Annotated in this window: 13 protein-coding genes, 1 other RNA gene and 1 pseudogene; 10 read left to right on the top strand and 5 right to left on the bottom strand. The window is 42.3% G+C overall.

Going from position 1 to position 17,753, the window contains the following annotated elements; translation table 11 throughout:
- The first annotated feature begins 224 nt into the window (after positions 1-224).
- Both ACM0OW_RS23880 and ACM0OW_RS23875 read left to right on the top strand, forming a co-directional pair.
- Positions 225-1,583: a hypothetical protein gene (locus tag ACM0OW_RS23880; RefSeq protein ID WP_414552950.1), complete on the top strand. Its 1,359-nt coding sequence runs from the start codon at positions 225-227 to the stop codon at positions 1,581-1,583.
- An 83-nt stretch (positions 1,584-1,666) separates the two neighbouring features.
- Positions 1,667-3,583, top strand: a complete 1,917-nt coding sequence (locus tag ACM0OW_RS23875; RefSeq protein ID WP_414552949.1) for a GTPase family protein — start codon at positions 1,667-1,669, stop codon at positions 3,581-3,583.
- Between the two features lie 313 nt (positions 3,584-3,896).
- Here ACM0OW_RS23875 and ACM0OW_RS23870 read toward each other — a convergent pair whose 3' ends face one another.
- From ACM0OW_RS23870 to ACM0OW_RS23860, 3 genes and pseudogenes are all read right to left on the bottom strand, one after another.
- Positions 3,897-4,217: a hypothetical protein gene (locus ACM0OW_RS23870; protein WP_414552947.1), complete on the bottom strand. Its 321-nt coding sequence runs from the start codon at positions 4,215-4,217 to the stop codon at positions 3,897-3,899.
- 758 nt (positions 4,218-4,975) lie between these two features.
- Positions 4,976-6,640 carry an SUMF1/EgtB/PvdO family nonheme iron enzyme gene (locus ACM0OW_RS23865; protein ID WP_414552955.1) on the bottom strand — a complete coding sequence of 555 codons (1,665 nt, stop codon included), beginning with the start codon at positions 6,638-6,640 and terminating at the stop codon, positions 4,976-4,978.
- 672 nt (positions 6,641-7,312) lie between these two features.
- Positions 7,313-8,370 (bottom strand): annotated as a pseudogene (locus ACM0OW_RS23860) (IS4 family transposase).
- Between the two features lie 98 nt (positions 8,371-8,468).
- On the opposite strand from ACM0OW_RS23860, the gene ACM0OW_RS23855 reads away from it, so the two are divergent.
- The 8 genes from ACM0OW_RS23855 to ACM0OW_RS23820 all read left to right on the top strand — a co-directional run bounded on the left by ACM0OW_RS23855 (position 8,469) and on the right by ACM0OW_RS23820 (position 15,537).
- Complete coding sequence (locus ACM0OW_RS23855; protein ID WP_414552945.1) at positions 8,469-8,699, top strand: hypothetical protein; 231 nt, start codon at positions 8,469-8,471, stop codon at positions 8,697-8,699.
- A 292-nt stretch (positions 8,700-8,991) separates the two neighbouring features.
- Positions 8,992-9,480: a pentapeptide repeat-containing protein gene (locus ACM0OW_RS23850; RefSeq protein WP_414552943.1), complete on the top strand. Its 489-nt coding sequence runs from the start codon at positions 8,992-8,994 to the stop codon at positions 9,478-9,480.
- A complete protein-coding gene (locus tag ACM0OW_RS23845) occupies positions 9,477-10,646 on the top strand; it encodes a 5-(carboxyamino)imidazole ribonucleotide synthase (RefSeq protein ID WP_414552942.1) in 1,170 nt (389 codons plus the stop codon). Before ACM0OW_RS23850 ends, ACM0OW_RS23845 begins: the two co-directional genes overlap by 4 nt.
- A gap of 37 nt (positions 10,647-10,683) precedes the next feature.
- Positions 10,684-10,867, top strand: a non-coding RNA gene (gene ssrS / locus ACM0OW_RS23840) — 6S RNA.
- Positions 10,868-11,580: 713 nt separating this feature from the next.
- Positions 11,581-12,822, top strand: coding sequence for a M16 family metallopeptidase (locus ACM0OW_RS23835; protein ID WP_414552953.1), 1,242 nt, complete (start codon positions 11,581-11,583; stop codon positions 12,820-12,822).
- 76 nt (positions 12,823-12,898) lie between these two features.
- Positions 12,899-14,179, top strand: coding sequence for a M16 family metallopeptidase (locus ACM0OW_RS23830; RefSeq protein WP_414552940.1), 1,281 nt, complete (start codon positions 12,899-12,901; stop codon positions 14,177-14,179).
- A gap of 209 nt (positions 14,180-14,388) precedes the next feature.
- Positions 14,389-15,147, top strand: a complete 759-nt coding sequence (locus tag ACM0OW_RS23825) for a peptidoglycan-binding protein (protein ID WP_414552939.1) — start codon at positions 14,389-14,391, stop codon at positions 15,145-15,147.
- A gap of 36 nt (positions 15,148-15,183) precedes the next feature.
- The gene (locus ACM0OW_RS23820) at positions 15,184-15,537 is read left to right on the top strand and encodes a phage holin family protein (RefSeq protein WP_414552937.1); all 354 of its coding nucleotides are present in this window, start codon (positions 15,184-15,186) and stop codon (positions 15,535-15,537) included.
- A gap of 90 nt (positions 15,538-15,627) precedes the next feature.
- On the opposite strand, the gene ACM0OW_RS23815 is transcribed toward ACM0OW_RS23820, so the two are convergent.
- The gene (locus tag ACM0OW_RS23815) at positions 15,628-16,119 is read right to left on the bottom strand and encodes a cobalamin biosynthesis protein (RefSeq protein WP_414552936.1); all 492 of its coding nucleotides are present in this window, start codon (positions 16,117-16,119) and stop codon (positions 15,628-15,630) included.
- A gap of 310 nt (positions 16,120-16,429) precedes the next feature.
- Positions 16,430-17,728, bottom strand: coding sequence for an ankyrin repeat domain-containing protein (locus ACM0OW_RS23810; protein ID WP_414552935.1), 1,299 nt, complete (start codon positions 17,726-17,728; stop codon positions 16,430-16,432).
- Positions 17,729-17,753: the final 25 nt, after the last annotated feature.

The raw sequence follows: 17,753 nt of genomic DNA, 5'->3' as shown, positions 1-17,753 counted from the left end.
GGCGACGATAGTCTAGGGGTAGCCCTACGCAAAAATAGCTCGATGCCAGGTTTATCATTTGAATCAATAAGAGCCTCTTCTGTCATGGAAGGGGCTTTTGTTTTTTTATCTTTGCTTGTTTGTTTCATTGGGCATATTTCCTAATTATAAAATCTAGCGATCGCTAGATGCAAAAACTCTCGTAAAAGCTATAGACTGCAATTGTTGCACCAAAAAATTTACCTGTGGATGCCATTTTAGAACGATCGCACCAATTAAAACAAGCCTTAGTCGATTTTGTCCTAGATGCAGAAGGAGAACTAGCAGAAGCGCTAGAAACTTATGCAGCGGAACATTTACGTCGAGGTAGTGGAGATAGTAGTCAGCAAGACTTAATCATTGATAGTTTTCTTGTAGAAGGAAAAGTTGGTGATAAGTCACCATTAGAATTGTTTATTGAAAACGCTGAAGATTTATCAGAGAGCGATGGGCAAAGCCCCGCCTCCGGCGATCGCAATTTACTAAAAAACTGGCATCGTAGTTTTATTGGCTTATTTGCCATAACTAATATTTTACCCGATGGCTTTGAGTTTACCAATTGGCTTACAGATAAACACTATATTGTCAAGCCCAGCGATACTCAAACTTTAGAGAAATTATCTCGCTTGAAAGTAGGAGAAATATTACTAACTCATATTTTTCCCATTAACAATAGCTATTGGATGTTTTCTAGTCCCTACACAATTATGGGTAAATTGGGTAAGCCAAAACTCGCTGTAGCAATTGGTAATTTCAAAGAAAACTATAAAAATAATCTTTATAGTGATGCTCCTGAATTGTTAGAGGAAGCTTGGCAATCAGTAGAGCAATATCATCAGCAGTTTATAGACTTTTTCGGCAGTGATGAAATTACATTACCGGGATACCAACTGAATAAAAAAATCGCTGAATTTCAAGAGTTAATTACTGAAAAACGTTTGGCTGAGGCAGGAATTGATTCTTCCAAATCTCTGGCAGAAATGGCAGAAGAAGCTGGCGTTAGTGAAGCAGAAATACAAACAGCCGCTAAAGAAATTGGTGCAGACTCAAATGTAGTTTCTCAAATTTTTAAAGATAACAAGAGTACCGGCAAGACTAAAATGGTCATGCCAAAGGTTGATTTACCTGCCGAACTTAGGAAAGCAGAACAAGTTACGGCTCTTTCTCATCCTCGTTGGGGACAAATGTTTTTACCAACTTATAGTAGGATGCAAGCAATTCTCTCGGATGAGGATGGGCAAAATATTGAAGGTAATGAAAAACTAATTCGCCACTACCTGGAAGACAAAAGTATTAATGCTTTTATCTGGCATCGTTTAGCCCAAAAGTATCCAATTCAACTAGAAAAGTTGTTGCAAGATTTCCTACAACGTCCAGAGTTTAACCTTGCTAATGACTTGGATTTACTTTTGCAGGAATTCGATAAACCTATAGAGCCAGATTTACCAGAAATTGCCAGTGTGCCTATACATTTGCACAATTTATTTCAAGAAGCCATCGCAGACGTTAACAAATCTAAACCCAAAAATAAGGTACAAAAGAAGTCAGTAAAGGGTTTTAAATAAGCCTGGATTTCCCATAGAAGTTTTTTGGGATAAATTTAGCATAGATGTAGGGAGTGTCAAAAATTAGGGCGGATTACCAAAAAATGCTGCGATTAAAACTGTGGCAATGGGTAGTATTAGCATTACCCATTGCACTCATCATTACTTTTTTACTCATCTGTGCAGGGATGCAAATTCATACCTGGGGTATTAGTTGGATTTGGGGTATATTTACCCTGGTATTTGTAGGCTGGCGCTGGCAGCTGGTGAAATGGACTAAACCTCAAATCAATATGGTAGAAACTGCTTTGGCAGAAGTCGCAGAAGAGTTAGAATCAGCCGCAGATCAGCCAGTAGGACTACCAGCGCAAAGCGACAATATCAAACAGGCAGAAATAGCACTGCAACAAATTCTCAAAGCAGCAGAAAGCGATCGCCCGATTTGGGAAGATTGGCAAACCTTTTGGTCACGATGTCAAGATTTAGTTACAGCGATCGCACATATTTATTATCCTCAAGTTCAATATCCCCTGTTGAATATTTATATACCGCAGGCTTACGGGTTAATTCGGGGAACGATGGATGACCTCGATCAGTGGATGCAGAAGCTATCACCAGCACTGAATCAGATTACAGTTGGACAAGCTTACCAAGCTTATGAAGTTTATCGCAAACTTGAGCCATCGGCTCGGAAAGTTTGGCAAGCATGGAATTGGGCGCAGTGGCTATTTAATCCTGTAGTCGCAGTGGCCAAGCAAGCTACTAAGGGTTATACTAACCAAGCAACTCAGCAGTTGTTAGTCAATTTAGGGCAACTACTGCGGGAAAATGCGCTGCGGAATTTATGCCGTCAGGCGATCGCACTTTACAGTGGTAGCAAATTACCAGTTTCAGAAGCCAGTATTTCTACACCCACCCTACCCACAGCCAAGACTCAAAACCTGCGAGAAATTTTAGCCAAAGCCGAACCAGCCGAGGAAGTTGCCCAAAAACCCGTGAATATTCTCATTGTCGGGCGCACGGGTTCGGGAAAAAGCAGCTTGATTAATACTTTATTTCAGGCTGATCTCGCAGAGGTGGATGTTTTACCCAGCACTGATCAGATTCAAAATTATCATTGGCAAAGTTCCACCGGCGAAAGTTTAACGCTGTGGGATTCCCCAGGTTATGAACAGGTGAACGGTGGTGATTTGCGAAATTTGGTGCTTGATTATGCTACCAATGCAGATTTACTACTGTTAGTTACCCCAGCACTTGATCCCGCCCTACAAATGGATGTAGATTTTCTCCAAGATATGCAGGCGGAAGTTGCAGATTTACCAACTATTGCAGTCATAACCCAAGTAGATCGTCTTCGTCCTCTTCGGGAGTGGGAACCGCCATACAATTGGGAATCGGGAAATCGCCCCAAAGAAATTGCCATTCGCAACGCTACCGAATACCGCGCTGAACTTTTGGATAACTTCTGTAATCTCATATTACCGATTGTTACCAGCGATATCAAAACAGGTCGAGCCGCCTGGGGTGTAGAAACACTATCTTTGCAAATTGTAGAAGCGATCGCACCTGCTAAACAACTCCGATTAGCCCGCTTTTTGCGTAACTTGGAAGCTCGTACTGCCGCATCTGCCAAAATCATCGATCATTATACCTTCCAAATGGCGACCACTCAAGGACTAACTGCACTGTTGAAAAGTCCTGTGCTTCAGTTCATCGCCACAGTATCAACTGGCTCTCCGACTCTGGCGTATCTCCTAGCAGAACAAATTCCCGTAGAACAATTACCGATTGTAATTGGTAAACTGCAAATGGCCTATGACCTGTTTTCCCTATTGCATACAGGTAAGGTTAATCCTCTTCACTTTGATTTGCTATCTCTTTGGCCATTGCTACTAGAAAACTCTGCTGCACCTGACCGCAATGCTTGGGCATTTGGTCATGCGCTCGTGGAATACTGGACTCAGGATATGAGTGTGGAAAAATTACGAGAGCGGTTTAATTACTATTTGAAAGAAGTTTAAGCTTATTATTTACGATTATCACAATCTACCACCCCACCCCCAGCCCCTCCCCGCAAGCGAGGCTACAGTGTACACACAAGTAGTTTCTGCAAGGGTTTCAAGGTTTATAGACCCTTTCAAGTGTCATTACGTTCGCGGAGCGTGGCGTAAAGCCTGACGGCATAGCTGCGCTTAGAGCCATACGGAGCGATAGCGGAGTGAAGTAATCGCAAAAACCACGGGACTATGCGATTGCTTCGTCGTTCCTCCTCGCAATGACAGGGTTTTTTGACTTTTGACTTTTGACTTTTGACTTCCGCCTTGCGGCTTGCGGCTATGCATCTTCAATTTCAAGTTGAGCTACAGTCACAGCGTTAAAAGCAAACGCCAAAACTAATGGCATGGGACACTTGAATGCAACTGTAGAAACTATCGCTACGATTGTGGCAATTACCGCCGATGCTGACCAAGCTCTTTCCTCAACAGTGAAACCCTTTTCAGCTTTAATTAAGTTGAGGACGTGATGGGGAATTGGTTCGGGCATTACGCATCCAGGAGGAAAAGCCCAGTAGTTATTGCGCCGCTCGACAAATAATTCTGTCCAGCCGTTTTCTTGACACCAGGCTTCAATCCAATCAAGAGAGTAATGAGTCATAACAGTGCTAGTAATTAAGACTTGGGAAATTTGTGTATTTAGTGAATATAGATTTGTGAGAGATTCCTGAATAGTTAATCAATCATGATGAACTTGGCATAAATGCTTAGACAGACAAGAATTGCTTAACTGCTCACATAATTAAAGACTAACAGCCGATAGAAAATGCTGCGTTCAAAATACAATAAACTTTACTTATGAACTTAATAGATAGATCCCCGACTTCTCAAAGAAGTCGCGGATCTGGTAACTGTGATAATTAATTTTTGTTAAGATAAAATGTTTTAAATTAGGACTTACGCACTGTACAAATTAATCATGGTATGCTGATACCAAAATAGCCAACTTCCGGCTCAAACAATGATTATGTTAATCGTAAATATACCCGTGTGGTAGGGGTTTAGCACTGCTAAACCCCTACGAAATATGTGCGTTTTAGTTTTGCACCTATTTGGTACTTATTGTCAATGCGTAAGTCCTATAAATAATCGAGTTGTAGGGGCGGGTTGAATCATCTGTTGGTTAATCATGACTCATATCTCTAAACCCGCCCCTACTCGTTTGGCTTGAGCCAGGAGAGTGTCAATTAATTAGAAAATATTTGGTTGAGTCGGACAAGTCTTCGGTTTTGCAACCTACCAAGCTATCCGACTCGGTTTTATATTCGGAGGTCGTCGCCTTCCTCGCTGGGACAGGTCTGGACTCCCGATTGTACGCCCGATAAATTCCCATTTATCAGATCTGACCTTTGGGAGCGCTCACGCAACCACACACACCAACCGAAAACCAACATTGTTGTTACGATTCGCGCGCGCGTTCCTATTGCGATTAGCGGAACGGCAATTCCTGGCATTGTTGTTCCAAGAACCGCCACGCAGCAGCCGATAACCATTATCATTACCGCTTACCCAGGCACTGCCGTCTGTGGGCGCTCCCGCGTAATTATCTTTATATATATCTTGACACCATTCCCATATATTACCATGCATATCGTATAAACCGAAAGAGTTTGGCGGAAAATTTCCTACATTTGTTGTTTGCTCACGATATACACCTTTTGGGGCGGAACCGTATGGATAATTCCCGTTGTAATTAACTAAATCTGTGGTTATCGTTTCACCAAAATAGAAGGGTGTAGTGGTTCCCGCACGACAAGCATATTCCCATTCTGCTTCACTGGGTAGCCTATAAGTTTTTCCTGTCTTCCGACTCAATTTTTCACAAAACTCTATCGCATTATCCCAACTTACTTGTTCTACAGGTCGTTTATCGCCTTTGAACCGCGCAGGATTAGGGTTAGGATCGGGATTCTTATTAACTATGTTACCTATAATTTTTTTCAAAAAATTACTACTCATAACTGCTTGATACTGTTCCTGGGTAACTGGATATCTACCCATAAAGAAATCAGGAACCCTTACCTGATGCTGGGGACTTTCAGTGTCAAGTCGTCCCGCTTCCTCTGGTGGTGAACCCATCATAAATGTTCCCCCTGGTATGTGCATCATTTCCAAAGAGACACCACTACCCAAATCTTCAACGAAATATTTAACTTCTCGGTTTTGACGGTTGATAACTTTGCCTTGTGCATTTACCGTTACCACTTCTACGCTGGAATTAAACAATTGCACACCTACTGAAGAAGGAGGTGGAACAATAATTGTTGGGGTAACGATTGTGGAGACAATAGGTTGATTGAATAACTGTATCGCTTGTAAAGCTGCGGCAGCATTTTGGTAACGTTGGCTAACGCGGCGACGAATCATTCTTGTCAATACTTGTGCAAATCCCCTACTAACACTGGCGTGATTTTGCCAAATTACTTCACCATCTTCATCTTCATCTTCATCTTCATCTAATAAATGTGGTGGTATTCCCGTCAGTGCTAAAACTCCCACCATACCGACAGCGTAGATATCGCTGGCTAATTTCGGTTTACCATTGAATTGTTCCCAAGGCATAAAACCAGGTGTCCCCACTCCCATCGTGAGGCTAGTTTGCCCAGAATTCTGAAACATGATCTGCTTGACTGCGCCAAAGTCTATTAACATGATTTTTCCATCCAGGCGACGAAGCATGATATTTTTGGGGCTGATGTCGCGGTGGATAATATTCTGTTGATGGACGACTCCCAACACTTCTAAAATTTTTGCTAAAAGCTGGATAACTGTTGTCTCAGGGAATTTTTTACCAGGGGTGATAATTTTCGTCAAATCATCCCCATCAATAAAGTCTTGTACTAAATAAAATTCATTCCCTAACTGAAAATATTCCGATAATTTGGGAATTTGGGGGTGAAGATTGCCTAAATTATACAGGGTTACTGCTTCTTGCTCAAATGAGTTTTTTACCCAATCCAATTGTTCGTCTGTGAGGTTGTGAGTTTTCAGACGCTTGACGACGCACTTAGGCTTAGGATTAATGGGTATACCCGAATGGCACTAAGATAAGCCGAAATCTCGTTAGGGCAGGGTGTTGGGTGTAGTGTTTAATAAAATTGAATTTTAGTACGTTCATGTGTTCAACAACTTCTTAATTCCCCACACCCCACACCCCACACCCCACACCCAAAAGCCTTATAAATAATGGATTTGCCGTTATCTTAGTGCCATTCGGGTATACCCAAGTCCTCTGCTAAATAGGTTTCACCAAATCCGCCACTTCCTAGTAGGTTGATGATTTTATAGCGGTTACGCAGAACTGTACCACTCGTAGGCATGATTTTTGACTTGGCAGTAAAGGATGGGGATTTATTAGGTTTATTGTGCCAAATTTATCAGTAATAGAGCAAGTTATTTTTCTCACACAGAGAAGCGCTCACCGAATTACACTTATCAATTGAAAACCTCATAATCGTAGGTTGGATAGAACACAGTGAAACCCAAGATTCTCCGCGCTATAAGTAAGTGGGCGTTAAAAAATATAATATAAACCTAACCCCCCAACCCCCTTCCCTACCAGGCTATCCATTACCCACATCTTTCTTAACATGGCTGTAAAGCAGACTGTGTTGGGATGACAGAACCCCCATGAGAGGGGATGGTTGACAAACTAGACAAAACATGAGGATGAATATCTATATTGGGATGCGATCGTTAACCAGAAACATCAGATAGGGAGTGGGAATTGAGAAGTTTCCAGGTAGCGGCGATATCGTGTAATCGCCGTAGACCCCGCCAAATAGTTTTAACTCCCGGCTCACCATCTCCCGGTGGGTTCCAGAAAGCCGCCGAGAGTGGCAATCATTCGCACGGCTTCTCGTAAAGATGGAGGTTTTTTTGGTGGGGTGGGATTTTTGTTGACAGTGGCACATAAAGATTGCCATTCATCAGTTTCTAAAAAGGCATCAGAGGATAAATTAGGGTGAACTCGTGAGGAGTAAGTGAGCCATAATAAACGCCAAGCGACAACAGCATCAGTGGCTATTGCCATATTGATGCGGTCAGCAGTGGACAATTGTAATTGCTCAATTCTACATCCACTTTTTCAAGTGTAATGATAGCGTTCTATCAACCAACGATATGTGTACCATTGCACACAACGCGCGGCATCTTCTAAGTTATGAATCTCAAGGCTGGTGAGCAATAACCAACTCATAGGATTGACTCCGGGTGGTGGATGATCTTCTGATGCCAGAATTACTTGTAACTTGACAGGTTTTAGCTGTGAACGCCCGATGTGATGTAATGGTACTTGGATATCAACACTAGTGAATCTAATTGTGAGTATCGCTTTTCTAGCACTATGTTCTGGACTGCGTTTGACCTCTGCTGTCAGTGTTCCAAATGGTTCAATTTGGCGGATTGCTTGATGTAAATACTTGGCACAGTGGTCAACTTTGCGGTTGTGAGTCCCACGAATTAACAAATGGGAATTTTCTGAACGTTTGAGATTAAATAAGTCAAATATATCTGCTTCTGAGTCCCCTATTGTCACCACTTGAATCTCTGATGGGACTGAATTTTCTGGCGGGAAAATATGGTGATTTCCAGAAGTTATATGCCGCTTTGGTTGCTGCCATATTTCCACTTGCTTGTGGTACGCTACTATCCGGCTGTGCGGCTAAATCCTCTACTATCTTAATTAACCGCTTGTTTCGACGAACGTCTCCTAGGTCTACCCCAGACAGTTCCTTGGCTGCCCACTTTTCCATGATTCCATTACCCGATTCTGTTCTCTCCACACTATACTTAGCAAGCTTTTTCTGCTTATGTTAAGTATTTTATTGGATTGTTAAGAAAGCTCCGGGTAATGGATAGCCCTACCAGGGAAGGGGGAGTCAAAGCCTCTCCCCTGGTAGGCTACGGTGTACACACAAGTCTGAAAATTCCCCCTAACACTTGGTTTCGCCGTCTAGCTCTAGGATTACGCCGAAAAGCCTGTCATTGCGTTCGCGTAGCGTCTCGCAGAGAGGAGGAACGACGTAAAGCCTTCGGCATAGCTAGAGCCTCCGGCACGCTAACGCGAACGCTTACCGCGTAGCGTGTCGCCTTGCGACTCAGCAATCGCATAGTCCCGTGGTTTTTGCGATTACTTCGCTCCGCTCGTAATGACAATTTAAAGGTCTACAAGGCTTAAAACTCTTGCAAACTGTACTTGTGTGTACACCGTAGCCCCTGGTAGGGGAGAGGTTTGGAGAGAGGTTTTATATTTAATTGTGCTAAGTTACTTACCTCAAACATTTGTTGGGTTTCGCAAAGCCTCTACCCAACCTACGCAGGTCAAGCTCAAATTCAAATGCGGTAAGCTAGAGAGAACAATTAAATACTTGATTATGTTTTGGAAACAAGGATTAGCATTTATTTTGGGGATTACTGTATGGTTCCTAGCTTCCCCAGCTTGGGCAGATTGGACACATCCCATGTCATTTAGCAATGCAGAATTAGCCAAACGTGATTTTTCAGGACAAAGCTTACAAGCGGCTGAGTTCTCTAACGCCAATATGGAATTAGCTAACTTTGCAGATGCTGATTTACGGGGAGCCGTCATGAGTGCTTCGGTAATGACCCAAGCAAATCTGCACGGAGCGGATTTAACTAATGCTATGGTGGATCAGGTAAAGTTCGCCGGGGCTGATTTGAGCGATGCCGTTTTCAAAGAAGCTCTGTTGCTGCGCTCCACTTTTACTGATGTGAATATAGACAGTGCTGATTTCACAGATGCAATTTTGGATGGAGTGCAAATTAAAGAACTGTGCAATAAAGCCAGTGGTGTAAACTCTAAAACTGGTGTAGAAACTCGTTATTCTCTGGGATGTCGATGAAGCGTGTTGGTGTAATTGGTGGTGGGCAACTAGCCTGGATGATGGGGGATGCAGCTAAAAAGTTAGGTGTAAAATTAGTGGTGCAAACTCCTAGTTCAGATGATCCGGCTGTGGCGATCGCACAGGATGCTGTATTTGCTAAAGTTGATGATGCTATCTCCACAGGGATTTTAGCACAGAAAACAGATGTCATCACCTTTGAAAATGAATTTGTTAATTTAGATTCTTTATCTGTTGTAGAAAATCAAGGTGTTTGCTTTCGACCCAGGTTAGCAGCTTTAACTCCGCTTTTAGATAAATATAATCAGCGTTGCTATTTAAAAGACTTGGGATTACCTGTTCCTCGATTTTTCGCGGTGGAACAGCCAGAAAACCTCCAGTCTCAAATAGAAGACTTGGGTTTTCCTGTGGTTTTAAAATCCCGTCGGCACGGTTACGATGGTCAAGGTACTTTCATTATTCAAGATTTAGCAGATTTGCAGCAAAAGCTAAATTTACATATCACAAATAATGATATAAGTCAATCTCAATTTTTAATCGAAGAATTTGTTCCCTTTGAACGAGAATTAGCAATTATTGCAGCTCGTTCAGTAGAAGGTGAGGTTGTAACTTACCCAGTTGTAGAAACTCAACAAGAAGAACAGGTATGTCGGCGAGTGATTGCACCTGCTGATATTACACCCAATCAAGCCGCAGAAATTGAGGCGATCGCTCATACTCTCTTAAATAGTCTGCAAGTAGTGGGCGTTTTTGGCATAGAACTATTCCTCACCGCCGCAGGTAAAATTTTAGTCAATGAAATTGCCCCTCGTACCCATAATTCTGGGCATTTCTCCTTAGACGCTTGTGAAACATCTCAGTTTGAACAGCACCTGAGAGTCGTTTGTGGCTTACCTTTGGGAAATCCCGCTTTACATTCTGCTAGTGCTGTGATGGTTAACCTTTTAGGATATGAAATTTCTAAAAGCGACTACCAAAACCAACGCCAGAAATTAGCTGAAATTCCCCAAGCTTTCGTTCACTGGTACGGAAAAACCGAATCACGTCCGGGGCGCAAACTGGGACACGTCACCGTATTAGTAGATCATCAAAACCGAGATGTCATCAGTACCATAGCCCAGACGATAGAATCTATCTGGTATCCCACTAGAAAATTTCCATACTGAACACACAACTGGTTTGGGAAGGCTATAATAAGTTTTAGTTGCACTACGACGTTGGTGACTGCCATCAAGTTTTTTGATCTATGTCTTTAAAGAAAAGGGAAGCTAACAAGTCTCGTGGCAGTAAACCGGGCAAGTACCCGGAAACTTAAAACGAAGAAAGTCGGCACCCACCTGGTTTAACCAGGTCATAAACTTAGGTAAAACGGCGTTGCGGTGAACTTAAAAATTATTAGCTCCCAAAGTTAGCAAAAACTTGGGGGCTTTAATTATAGGGACTGACAATTTAAAAAACATTCTATCGCTGAGGTAGGCAGGGGTGCAGGGGGCAGGGGCAGGGGGGATGAAGAACAAATATGATCTGATGAAATGGGGCAATTTATTTTCTGGAAATCCCATATCCAGCATGGTTTATAGTTGCGCTTTAGCGCCAAGTTATAACTACCGCTCTTTTATTACTCTCGTCATATAAAAATCATAAACCCTTATTTTTTATGACTTTGATCAATTCAGACGTAGGTTGGGTAGAGGAACGTTAACGTAGTTTGCCGAAGGCATAACCCAACACCCACAATCCTTGGTTTCGTTGGGTTACTCTACGAGAAGGCTACGCCTACACAAGGCTTCAACCCAAACTACTCTTTTTTCTTTCATCAAAGTCATAAAAGAGCGCTACGAGCGAATTCAAGGAAATTTTACATTTCATTACATAGTCTTGTTTTTATTCACCAAATAACTTGATACATCTCAAGATATTGAATTACAGATTTAATCTAGAGTCGATAGCTGGCAAATATTAACTTTTTAGGACTGAGGAACACCAAATCTGTATACGTTGATTCTAATTTAGTGATCATTGAGAGTTAGAATAACAAAAATTGTCTTAAATTGTGGTTAAAGCTACTAAAACTTGTCACAACAACAACTAGATCATACCGTGTTTCCTGCTTCGGTTCTCCGACTAGATAATGGTTTAACACTTATCCATCAAGAAATTGCCACTACCCCTGTAGTGGTGGCTGATGTGTGGGTGCGAGCCGGAGCAACCCTTGAGCCAAAACCTTGGTTTGGGATGGCTCATTTCTTAGAACACATGATTTTTAAAGGAACGGCGACACTAGCCCCTGGAATGTTTGATCACAACATTGAAACCAGAGGTGGTGTGAGTAATGCAGCTACGAGTTATGATTATGCTCATTACACCCTAACCACAGCCGCCCCTTATCTAGCAGATACCCTACCCCACTTAGGAGAACTGTTAATTAATGCTGCAATTCCAGAGGATGAATTTATCCGCGAACGGGATGTGGTGCTAGAAGAAATTCGCTCCTGTAATGATGATCCCGATTGGATAGGATTTCAAGCCCTGAATCAAAGCATCTATCAGAACCATCCTTACGGGCGTTCGGTGCTAGGGACTGAGTTAGAATTAATGCAGCATTCACCAGATGCGATGCGTTGTTTTCATCGCGCCCACTACCAACCGGAAAACATGACAGTAGTGGTTGTGGGGGGAATTGCTCAAGAGTCAGCATGGGAACTGGTAAATAAATCATTTACTGATTTTGCCGCACCATTAGACTGTCCCCAGTCTGAAAAAATTATCCAGCCAGTGATTACTGGAACTCATCGCCAAGAAATTTGTTTACCACGTCTAGAACAAGCACGTTTAATGATGGCGTGGGTTGTACCAGGAGTAGAGCAATTACACACTGCCTATGGTTTAGATTTGTTGGCGGTATTATTGTCAGAAGGGCGAACTTCCCGACTGGTGCGTGATTTGCGGGAGGAATTGCAATTAGTACAGGGAATTTATAGTAATTTTTCTCTACAACGAGAATCGAGTTTATTTACAATTACTGCTTGGTTGGAACCAGAAAATTTAGATCAAGTCGAAAATTTGATTCTCAGTCATTTAAATGATTTGCAAACCACAGGAATTACTGAGCCGGAACTCGCCCGGACACGGAGACTGGTTTGTAATGAATATGCTTTTTCTACGGAAACACCAAATCAATTAACAGGGCTTTATGGATATTACAACACGATCGCCCAAGCTGAATTAGCAGTTGCATATCCTCAGCAGATACAATCATTTACTACCCAAGAATTGCAACAATTAGCACAACAGTTTCTTTCACCGCTAAATTATGCGGTGACTATACTGAAACCCTGTTAATGTCAGTGGTTGGTTGTTTACAATTACTTTAAGCAACTAACCAGCAATAATAATTAATAATTTATTAGTAATAACTATGAAACCTTCCTTATCTTCTTCTCCTATTCATCGCACTGTATTAAGTAATGGCATTATAGTGCTGGTAGCAGAAAATCCGGTGGCGGATATTGTGGCGGCGCGGATGTTTGTCCGGTCTGGTAGTTGTTATGAAACGCGAGAGCAAGCGGGGTTAGCGCATTTGCTGTCAGCTGTGATGACGAAAGGATGCGAAGGACTTTCAAGCTGGGAACTGGCTGAACAAGTAGAATCTGTGGGCGCAAGTTTAAGTGCAGATGCTGCGACTGATTATTTTTTATTGTCTTTAAAGACAGTCACATCCGACTTCTCGGAGATTTTAACATTGGCTGGGCGAATATTGCGATCGCCTACATTTCCCGAAGCCCAAGTAGAACTAGAAAAGCGTCTAGCACTGCAAAATATTCGCTCTCAAAAAGAGCAGCCGTTTACTGTTGCCTTTAGCCAAATGCGGCAGGTAATGTACCAAAATCATCCCTATGCTATGTCAATACTGGGAGATGAAACCACAATGGGCGGTTTATCCCGTGCTGACTTAGTGCAGTTTCACCAAACTTATTTTCGTCCAGATAATCTCGTCATTAGTATTGCTGGGCGAGTCACAGTAGAAGATGCAGTAGCACTAGTAGAACAAGTATTTGGTGATTGGCAAATTCCATCCCAACCCTTGCCATTATTAACTTTACCAGCAATTCAAGCCGAACCGCAGCATCGATTACAGCCTGTACAAACACAGCAATCGATTGTGATGTTGGGTTATTTGGGATCACCTGTTAGTTGTCCAGACTACGCCCCCTTAAAATTGCTGTCTACTTACTTAGGGAATGGGCTTTCTAGCCGCTTGTTTGTAGAATTACGGGAAAAAAGGGGTTTAGCTTACGAAGTATCGGCATTTTATCCCACAAGGCTGTATCCGGGGTCATTTGTGGTGTATATGGGTACAGCACCAGAAAACACCAGTATTGCTTTGCAAGGGCTACGTACAGAAGTGGATTTACTCTGTACTACAGAAGTATCAGAAACCGCCCTACAAGCAGCTAAAAACAAAATTCTGGGGCAGTATGCTTTGGGTAAACAAACCAACGGACAAATTGCTCAAATATACGGCTGGTATGAAACTTTGGGTTTAGGACTTGATTTTGACCAGGAGTTTCAAGAATTAATTGCATCTGTGAGTGTCCAAGATGCCATAACCGCCGCCTGTAAGTATTTACAAGCACCGTATGTGTCTTTGGTTGGTCAAGAAACAGCGATTAATAGTGCATTTCCCAGTGCTGCTTAGGGAACACCAAAAAATTAATTACCCAAGAATTGTAGACGGGGAAAGCGATCGCGTAACCCACGACAAATTTAAGGGATGTGGTGGGTTACAGACTATCGTCCTAACCCACCCTACAAATTGGGGATTTTTTTCTTTAACTACATCTGTCGTCTGTTTTTTGAACTCAAGCGGCTGTAATATAAGCAACAGAAGATTCTGGGAATAAATCCATGCAAGTTAGCCTGACAACAAGTATTTTGAACTACTTTGAGTCACTAAAAGCATATCGTTGCTTGAAGACAGGAAGGTTTTATTGGTTACTTCTGTTTTCATCTATGTTGCTACTCATCACCTCTGATGCAGTGGGAGCAATTGTCGCGCCCCAACAAATAGCCCAAACACCTCCTACAGCTACTATTAACCGTCCTACCCTCAAAATTGGCAGTCAAGGAGAACGGGTATCAGAACTTCAAGCAGCTTTGAGACTTTTGGGCTTTTACTCAGGTGTAGTGGATGGTATCTATAGAGAAGACACAGCCAGCGCTGTTTCTCGGTTTAAACGAGCAATTAATCTGAATCCAAATGGCATTGTTGATGCTATTACTTGGCAACGACTATTTCCCCCAGAGCCAATAGTGACACAAACAATCCCTTCACCTAACCAGCCATTTCCTGTTCCCACCCAGATAAATCAACCTGCAAGAGTTCCGAGTCCTCAACCTCAGCCAAGACCTGCATCACCTCCTGGACAAATCCCTGGTGTTCAATATACCTCCCAAGGATTGCCGATTTTACGTTTAGGAATGCGTAATTCAGAAGTGAGGAAGCTACAAGAACGACTCAAACAGCTGGGTTTTCTAGCTGGCGCTGTAGATGGAGATTTTGGGATGAACACTGAAGCAGCCGTAAAAGCTGCACAACAGCGCTTTGGTCTGGAGGCTGATGGTGTAGTTGGTGGTGCTACTTGGGAAGCACTAATGCGACGATAGGATAATTAATCAGAGCGCTTATTTCTCGAAAAAACAATGAAACACTTTTTGCTAACTTGGCTGGGAACTGCGGTGGCTTTGCTTATCACCGCTAATGTTGTTCCTGGGTTCTTTGTCAGGAATTTTGGAGCTGCTTTAGTAGCTGTAGCCGTTATTGGATTGGTAAATGCGTTTATTCGCCCAATTTTCAGCATTTTAGCCTTTCCAATTACCTTAATCACCTTTGGTTTATTTACCTTTGTGATTAATGCTTTAACTCTTTGGCTAGCAAGTAACCTCACTCCTGGTTACGGTTTTGAAATTCAAGGATTCTTACCTGCTTTTGTAGGTTCAATCGTGCTAACAATTGTTTCTAGTCTGATTAGCTATTTTCTCAGAGTTATTTTGTGAAGCAACCGCCAAGGAGGTTCAGAAAATGTTGATTCCTGAAAGTAACTTGGTTTCTACTCAGAACTCAGCACTTCTGTAGGGGCGGGTTCACTAAGGATTTCGGCGAACCACAGACTGACTGCTTAAACCCGCCCCTACCCACTCAGCACAAGCAACAGCTATTGTCACTGTCCCTGGTTCCCCCTGTAAGCGAAAAATGCGTTTAGGAACTAATAACCTGATTTCTAATTCCTGATTTTTAGTTAAAGGTGGGGGGATGTGGGAGGCGGCGAGAATAGCAGCAGCTTCAGCGACGCTGGAAGTTCCTACAGTTGTTTCAGCGATTTTGGCAGGGTTGGGGACACAAACAGTAGATAAAATATCTGCGGAAAATATTGTTAAGGGAAAACTGCGTAAACGGCAAAGTTCTATTAAACCCTGTTCTGAGGCTTTAGTATCAATAGTAGCAAGACCTGCGATCGCATTTTCGCTGAGTCGATTTTCTTGAAATACTTTCTGGATTGCAGTTGCTATCAATTGCTGTGAACTACCCTTTTGACAACCAATTCCTACCCATAAATTACTAAATCCAGCGTTTTCCATGAGTCGTTTATTATGATACCTGGAAACTGCTCTTTATAATACTGTTAACTACAATTAAATCTTATATATTTATCTTATATAGCACAGTAGGAAATGCTGAGGTAGAAACATTTTGCCTGTTATACCTGAGTGTTTCAATTCTTCCGAACTCCGACGCAGCAAGATAAAAGTTGCGACGGAGTTTTGTTTTATTAATGACTGAATAAACTAACTGTATACTTATTGAGTATTTAGTAAAGTTATTTTGATCGGCATCAAAATTAAACTTTATGAGCAGGTAAACTATCCTAGAAAATTTCTATAAATATGGCTATTCCTGTGCGCCAGCTTGTTGTAGACTTCGTGCTATATTTTTATACCCATTAAATTCTGCAATCATCAAAGCAGTATAACCGCCCCGATTTTTGACATTTATCTCTGCCCCAGCTTGGAGTAATATCTGTACAACTCCACTATAGCCTCCAGAAACTGCCCACATCAATGCGGTTGCCCCTGCTAAGTCTTGGAAATTTACATTTGCACCTTTCGCCAGCAATAACCTGATTATCCCCGGATAATTGCCCTCTGCTGCTTTAATTAATGCGGTTTTACTATCATGACCTAAAGTATTAGCATCAGCACCATAGTCTAGTAACATCTTGACTGTCTCTATGTGTCCCTGGGATATTGCTAGCATCAGAGGTATACCCAAACTGGTTTTATTGATTTTTCCACAAGAACTCAGCAATATTTCCACGATTTGGCTATGTCCCTGCAATGCAGCCACAACTATTGGTGTATCACCCAAGTGATTGGGAATTTGGGGATCTGCACCTCGGTTAAGTAAAACTTGCACTAGGTCAATGTAGCCTTCGACAACAGCCAGGTGTAGGGCAGTTTCACCATCGTTATCTTGATGATTAATTTCGGCACCTTGATCTAGTAAAGCAGAAGCGATAGCTACGCTCACCGAAGGTATCGCACTATTTCCGGCGGCTGATGCAGCTAATAGCGCTGTACTACCATCTGCGTTTTTCTGGTTGACATCAGCCCCGGCAGCCAGCAATGCTTGTACAACATCCAAACGTCCCAAGTCAGCCGCAATCATTAAAAGTGTTTCACCTTCTTCATCTGGCTGATTGACATCTATATCATTTTGTGATAACAATTTTACAATTGCTGCGTTACCGGATTTTACAGCCAATTTTAAAGCGGTATCATCGTCTTTGTCTGCGATCTTCACGTCAGCGCCAGCAGTCAGTAAGACTTGCACCACATCAACATAACCTTTAAGTGCAGCTGCCATTAAGGCTGTGCTGCCATCTTCATTAATGGCATTGACATCAGCACCTCTAGATACCAAAAACTGTACAATATCTAGTTGATTATTACTAGCAGCCAACATTAAAGCTGTTAAACCATAGCGTTTTCTGGGTAAGTTAATATTTGCCCCAGCATCTAGGAGCGATCGCACAATTTCGGTATAACCTAAGTTAGCAGCAAACATTAAGGCTGTAGTGCCATTGAGATCGCACACTTCAACCTTAGCACCATCATTCAGTAGCGCACACACCCGCTTAATATCGCCAGTTTTGGCAGACTTTAGTAGCAAGTCATCCTGATTTTCCATAATGAATATTTCCCGCACCAGTAAA

It is taken from the genome of Anabaena sp. CCY 0017, from assembly GCF_963920885.1.
In the GTDB taxonomy this organism is placed as follows: Bacteria; Cyanobacteriota; Cyanobacteriia; order Cyanobacteriales; family Nostocaceae; genus Nodularia.
This window is presented reverse-complemented; position numbering and strand designations above follow the sequence as displayed.